4 protein-coding genes and 1 pseudogene are annotated in these 5,633 nt (G+C 49.8%); 1 reads left to right on the forward strand and 4 read right to left on the reverse strand.

Annotated features, from left to right (window positions below; genetic code table 11):
* The 4 genes from nifJ to Psfp_RS20580 form a co-directional block, all read right to left on the reverse strand.
* The coding region (nifJ, locus tag Psfp_RS20565; protein ID WP_134220381.1) for a pyruvate:ferredoxin (flavodoxin) oxidoreductase at window positions 1–1,990 on the reverse strand (1,990 nt) is incomplete at its 3' end.
* Between the two features lie 109 nt (window positions 1,991–2,099).
* Window positions 2,100–3,530, reverse strand: coding sequence for an NADPH-dependent glutamate synthase (gltA, locus tag Psfp_RS20570; RefSeq protein ID WP_134220382.1), 1,431 nt, complete (start codon window positions 3,528–3,530; stop codon window positions 2,100–2,102).
* Complete coding sequence (locus Psfp_RS20575) at window positions 3,530–4,390, reverse strand: sulfide/dihydroorotate dehydrogenase-like FAD/NAD-binding protein (protein ID WP_134220383.1); 861 nt, start codon at window positions 4,388–4,390, stop codon at window positions 3,530–3,532. The genes gltA and Psfp_RS20575 overlap by 1 nt, the downstream gene beginning before the upstream one ends.
* A gap of 106 nt (window positions 4,391–4,496) precedes the next feature.
* Window positions 4,497–5,297, reverse strand: a complete 801-nt coding sequence (locus Psfp_RS20580) for an N-acyl homoserine lactonase family protein (RefSeq protein WP_134220384.1) — start codon at window positions 5,295–5,297, stop codon at window positions 4,497–4,499.
* 161 nt (window positions 5,298–5,458) lie between these two features.
* Between Psfp_RS20580 and Psfp_RS20585 the strand changes: the two are divergent.
* A pseudogene (locus Psfp_RS20585) lies at window positions 5,459–5,633 on the forward strand (IS5/IS1182 family transposase); the annotation flags it as partial.

Raw genomic sequence — 5,633 nt, forward strand, 5'->3', positions numbered from 1 at the left:
CTTCCACACCTTTAAAGGCGCTGACGGGAAGCGTATCTCCCTCGTTCCTGGCCATGATCCGCAAGACGTTCTTAATGAAATCGGGCTCGTCTTTTTCTACAACCGGCTCATCAGGAGCGTCAGCCCATGAGTCAGGTATATTAATTTTCACCAGGCTGCTGATACCGGCATCAACAGAAGCGTTGTTCATGTTGACGATCTTATCGCCTTTTTTACCGTAAGCTTTCATGATCTGGTCTTTCATGTAACCAACAGCTTCGTCAATAGGAATCACTCTGGCCAGTTTGAAGAAGGCCGCCTGCATGATCATATTGGTACGGTTGCCCAAACCAAGTTCCCTGGCGATTTCCACAGCGTTGATTGTAAAGAAGTTAATTTTGTTTTTAGCAAGGTACCTCTTAATCTTTGCCGGTAACTTTTCTTCCAACTCTTCCGGTGACCAGACACAGTTGAGCAGGAAGGCGCCGCCGGGCTTGAGACCTGCCGTTAAATCATAAACGTTCACATAAGACTGGTTGCTGCAGGAAATGAAGTCGGCTGTGTTAATCAGGTAAGGCGCCTTAATGGGCTTTTTGCCAAAGCGCAGGTGGGAAACGGTGATGCCGCCTGATTTTTTGGAGTCATAGGCAAAATAGGCTTGCGCAAAAAGGTCAGTATGGTCGTTGATGATTTCTACGGCTTGCTTGTTGGCGCCGACCGTGCCGTCGGAACCGAGGCCAAAGAACTTGCACTGGATGGTCCCTTCCGGAGCGACGTCGATATCCTCTCCCCTTTCCAGGGATGTAAAGGATACGTCGTCGATAATGCTGATGGTGAAATTACTCTTTGGTTCGTCTGCTTTCAGGTTTTCATATACAGCTACGATATCGGAGGGCAGGGTGTCTTTAGAGCCCAGACCGTAACGTCCGCCAACGACAAGCGGTTTTTCAACATCTGAGTTGAAGAATAAGTTGCAAATGTCGTTATACAGAGGTTCTCCAGGGGAACCCGGGGTCTTAATCCGGTCAAGTACGGCAATTCTCTTTACAGTCTTCGGGTATACGTCAAAGAAGTATTTCGCCGAGAAAGGCCTGTACAGGTGTACTTTGATCATACCAACCTTTTCTCCCTTGGCCATCAGGTAGTTGATGGTCTCTTCCGCGGTATCACAGACAGAACCCATTGCCACGATGATGTTTTCGGCGTCCGGCGCTCCGTAATATTCAAACGGTTTGTGTTCCCGGCCGGTGATCTTGCCGATTTCCTGCATATATTCATTTACGATATCGGGTACCGGCTCGAAGAACGGGCTGCAAGCCTCTCGGGCCTGGAAGAAAATGTCCGGGTTCTGGTTGGAGCCCCTGATAACCGGGCGGTCAGGATTCAAGCTGTTGTCCCGGAATGCCTTGACAGCGTCCATGTCAACCAGTTTGGCAAAATCATCATAATCGATGACTTCTACCTTCTGTTGCTCGTGGGAGGTCCTGAAACCATCAAAGAAGTGCAGGAAAGGTACTCTCGCCTTGATAGCGGCCAGATGGGCGACCCCGGCTATATCGATAACTTCCTGGACACTGTTGGAACATAACAAAGCCCAGCCCGTTTGGATGGTGGACATAACGTCGGAGTGGTCGCCGAAAATATTAAGAGCATGGGTCGCCAAACTGCGGGCGGTTACATGCAGCACACCGGGGAGAAGTTCACCGGCTATTTTGTACATGTTGGGGATCATCAAGAGTAAGCCTTGAGACGCGGTATAGCTTGTTGATAAAGCGCCGGCGCTTAAGGAGCCGTGCAGGGCTCCGGCTGCGCCCGCTTCAGATTGCATCTCTGTAACATCCACCGTTTGGCCGAAAATGTTTTTCAGTCCCTGTGCGCTCCACTCATCGACATATTCTGCCATGGGGGAGGATGGGGTGATTGGGAAGATACAGGCACATTCGGTAAATGCATAAGATACATACGCCGCCGCCTTATTTCCGTCCATTGTCTTTATCTTGTTTTTTGCCATTAATTAATGACCTCCTGTGCCAAAATACATTTTGGTCCTATTTAGTTAGTAAATAAAAAGTTGTCTTTACAAGGACCAACCCTAACCCATGGCCTGCCATTTATAACGCTTATTTTAAAATGTTCGAATCATCACCCGACAGGTATTTATGGATTGAATTGGCCGCCGTCCGTCCTGCTCCCATGGCCAGGATAACAGTGGCAGCGCCTGTAACTACGTCGCCGCCGGCGTAAACCCCCGGCTTGGAAGTAGCGCCGGTTTCCGGGTCGGCGGTAATATTGCCTCTTTTGTTTATCGCAAGGTCAGGCGTGGTCTTGGGGATCAGCGGGTTAGGCCCTGTGCCGATAGCCACCACCACCGTATCCACATCCAGGATGAATTCGGAACCCTTGATAGGAACCGGGCTGCGCCGTCCGGAAGCGTCCGGGGCGCCTAACTCATAGCGCAGGCATTCCATACCGATAACCCAGTAGTCATCGTTATGAATAATTCTGGTCGGGTTGGTGAGAAACTGAAACTTAACGCCTTCTTCTTCGGCGTGCTCAACTTCTTCAATCCTCGCCGGCAGCTCAACCCTGGAGCGCCGGTAAACAATCCAGGACTCCTCGGCGCCCAGGCGCAGGGCAGTGCGGGCAGCGTCCATGGCCACGTTGCCGCCGCCTAATACGGCCACCCTTTTGCCGACAAAGGTGGGGGTATCTGTTTCCGGGAAACGGTAAGCCTTCATCAGGTTGGAGCGGGTCAAAAACTCATTGGCCGAATACACCCCGCATGCGTTCTCACCGGGTATCCGCATAAAGTTGGGAAGGCCGGCGCCGGTACCGAGAAAGACAGCGTCATAACCGCCCTCCATTAATTCATCTATAGTGGAAAATTTACCGACAACAGCGTTGACCTGAATATCGACCCCCAATTTCTTGAGGTTTTCGATTTCCGCCTGGACAATGGCTTTGGGCAGACGGAACTCGGGAATACCGTACATCAGGACGCCGCCCGGAATATGCAGAGCTTCAAAAATGGTGACCTTGTGGCCGAGCTTGGCCAGGTCGGCGGCACAGGTCAGACCGGCCGGTCCGGAACCCACGATGGCTACTTTCTTGCCGGTAGGAGCCACTGTTTGCGGGATCTTCACACCTGTAGCCAGTTCCCAGTCAGCTAAATAGCGTTCAATCCGGCCGATGCCTACAGGCTCGTATTTCTTGCCCATGGTGCAGTACTTCTCACACTGGTTTTCCTGGGGGCATACCCGCCCGCAGACTGCAGGCAAAGCGTTCGTTTCCTTGAGTTTTTGGATGGCACCGGCAAAATCCCGTTCCGTAACTTTTTTGATAAACGCGGGAATGTCTATATCAACCGGACAACCCTGCCGGCAGGGGGCATTTTTGCACTGGATGCAACGCTCTGCCTCGGCGATAACGGCTTCTTCACTGTAGCCCAGTGCCACCTCGTTAAAGTTTTTGGCTCTTTCAACAGGGTCCTGCGCCGGCATGGGGTTCTTTTTAGGGGCTATAGCTTTTTTGGCTTCTTTTTCTGCAGCCATTACTCTGCACCCCCGCATCTGCACTGATGAGATTTGGGACCTTTTTCCTCATACATGTCCAGGGAAATCTTTTCCTGTTTTTTGTATATTACGGAACGGCGGGCCATTTCGGCAAAATCAACCTGGTGGCCGTCAAATTCCGGACCGTCGACACAGGCAAATTTGGTTTCTCCCCCCACGGTTACCCGGCAGCAGCCGCACATACCCGTACCGTCGACCATCAGGGTGTTGATGCTGACTATGGTCTTGATCCCGTATTTTTTGGTCAGATCACACACCGCCCGCATCATGGGCAGGGGCCCGATGGCCAGACAAAGGTCAATTCCTTTTTCCTCAATCAGCTCCTTGAGCAAGTCGGTCACGAAGCCCTTACGGACGTAAGAGCCATCGTCGGTAGTCACTCTCAGTTCACTCGATGCTGCCCTCATGCGGTCTTCCCAGAAAATGAGGTCTTTATTCCTGGCTCCGATGATACTGATAACCTCGTTGCCGGCTTCCTTAAGCGCCCTGGCAATTGGATGAACGGGTGCTACGCCTACTCCACCGCCGACACAGGCAACCCGGCCGTATTTCTCAATGTGGGAAGGCACTCCCAGCGGACCGACAAAATCCTTAAGGCACTCCCCTTCTTTAAAGGTCGCCAGTTCTTTAGTGGTCCTGCCCACCACCTGAAAAACACAGGTGATGGTCCCTTCAGCCCGGTCAAAATCTGCTATCGTTACGGGGATCCTCTCCCCTTCTTCATGTATGCGCAGTATAACGAACTGACCAGCTAAAGCTTTTCGGGCAACCAGAGGGGCATAAATCTCAATTTGATTAATGGAATCCCCCAGTTCTTGCTTTTTGACAATCTCGTACATCTTACTCACTCTTATTTGTTCTATCCCTTCATTCTTTCTTTTTCTTCTACCTATCATCATTTAGTGGATATGGTAACCTATCTATTTTTTAAGACATTATTTTAACCTAATCATAGTAAGCTGGAGCCTTTTTCATTTTTTTGAAAAATTCCATGTCGTGGGAGAACATTACTTTGGCGTTGTATTGTTTAGCAAGCGACCTGATTCTTTCAATTGATTTAAAGAAGGCTACGCTGTCATAAAGGATTCCTGAGGAACGGGCAGGGGGACCATAGTTTGCTTCTTGATAAAGTGCATCCATCGGGAAAATCATGTTTCCTGAGTTTTCCAGATTAACCATCAGCCCCAGCAAACCCGGGGTGTGCCCCGGCAGGAACAGGACTTGCACACCTGGTACCAGTTCAAAATCATCATCAACCATTTTAAATTTGCAGGGTACTTCCAGGTCCGCCTTGATGTAGACACCGTGAGTGGCGGGATCCGGATTCTGATGGACCGACATTAGAGCCAAGGCAAAATCGGCCCTGTGTACATATACGTCAGCTTGAGGGAACAGCTCCAGATTGCCGGCGTGGTCCAGGTGCATATGAGACAATACTACGATGTCGATGTCCTTGGGCTTATACCCCGCCAATTTTAACTGGTTTTCAAGTCGCTGTTCTTCATTGAAATAGAAGGGAGACGTTGAGGTGATGCCGGACGGCCACCTTCCCTCCATCGCTTTGGGATGGCAACCCGTGTCATAAAGAATCCTGGCTTGCGGGTGATCGATGAGTACGGCGTAAACAGGAATTTCTTCCCATTTGTGCACAGGTGCCCTGTCGTTTGCTGTAGCACAGGTGTTCATGGCCACTAGGTAGTTAGAGTCCATTCCAATTTTACCAGTATCCAGAATAAATACTTTCATATGAACCCTCCTTTCAAATTTTTTGACATGATAACTAATTAGGGCTTGCTGAATAGCCAAAAATTCCAATAATACCAAGGGATTGAGGGTACTTATGTCGAATTATTATCCAAGAAAAACAAGCTAAAATATGCAAAAAGCTTGCACTTTGGAGGTCAAAAATGTACCGACGTCCCACTGATCAGATGGTTATTGAAGACTTCATACTTCCTTTCGAAGGAAAACTTGATGCCAATAACCGCTGGGTGAAACTGGCCGAGATGATACCTTGGGAACAGATCGAAAAGGACTATGCCGATCTTTTCCCGTCCAGTACCGGTACAATAGCAAAGCCTT

It is taken from the genome of Pelotomaculum sp. FP (assembly GCF_004369245.1).
Classification (GTDB): domain Bacteria; phylum Bacillota; class Desulfotomaculia; order Desulfotomaculales; family Pelotomaculaceae; genus Pelotomaculum_C; species Pelotomaculum_C schinkii.

What these genes read in the sequence shown, in the direction of transcription:
- gltA (WP_134220382.1), bottom strand. Translation starts at nt 3,530, where the DNA reads ATGGCTGCAGAAAAAGAAGCCAAAAAAGCTATAGCCCCTAAAAAGAAC.
- Psfp_RS20575 (WP_134220383.1), bottom strand. Translation starts at nt 4,390, where the DNA reads ATGTACGAGATTGTCAAAAAGCAAGAACTGGGGGATTCCATTAATCAA.
- Psfp_RS20580 (WP_134220384.1), bottom strand. Translation starts at nt 5,297, where the DNA reads ATGAAAGTATTTATTCTGGATACTGGTAAAATTGGAATGGACTCTAAC.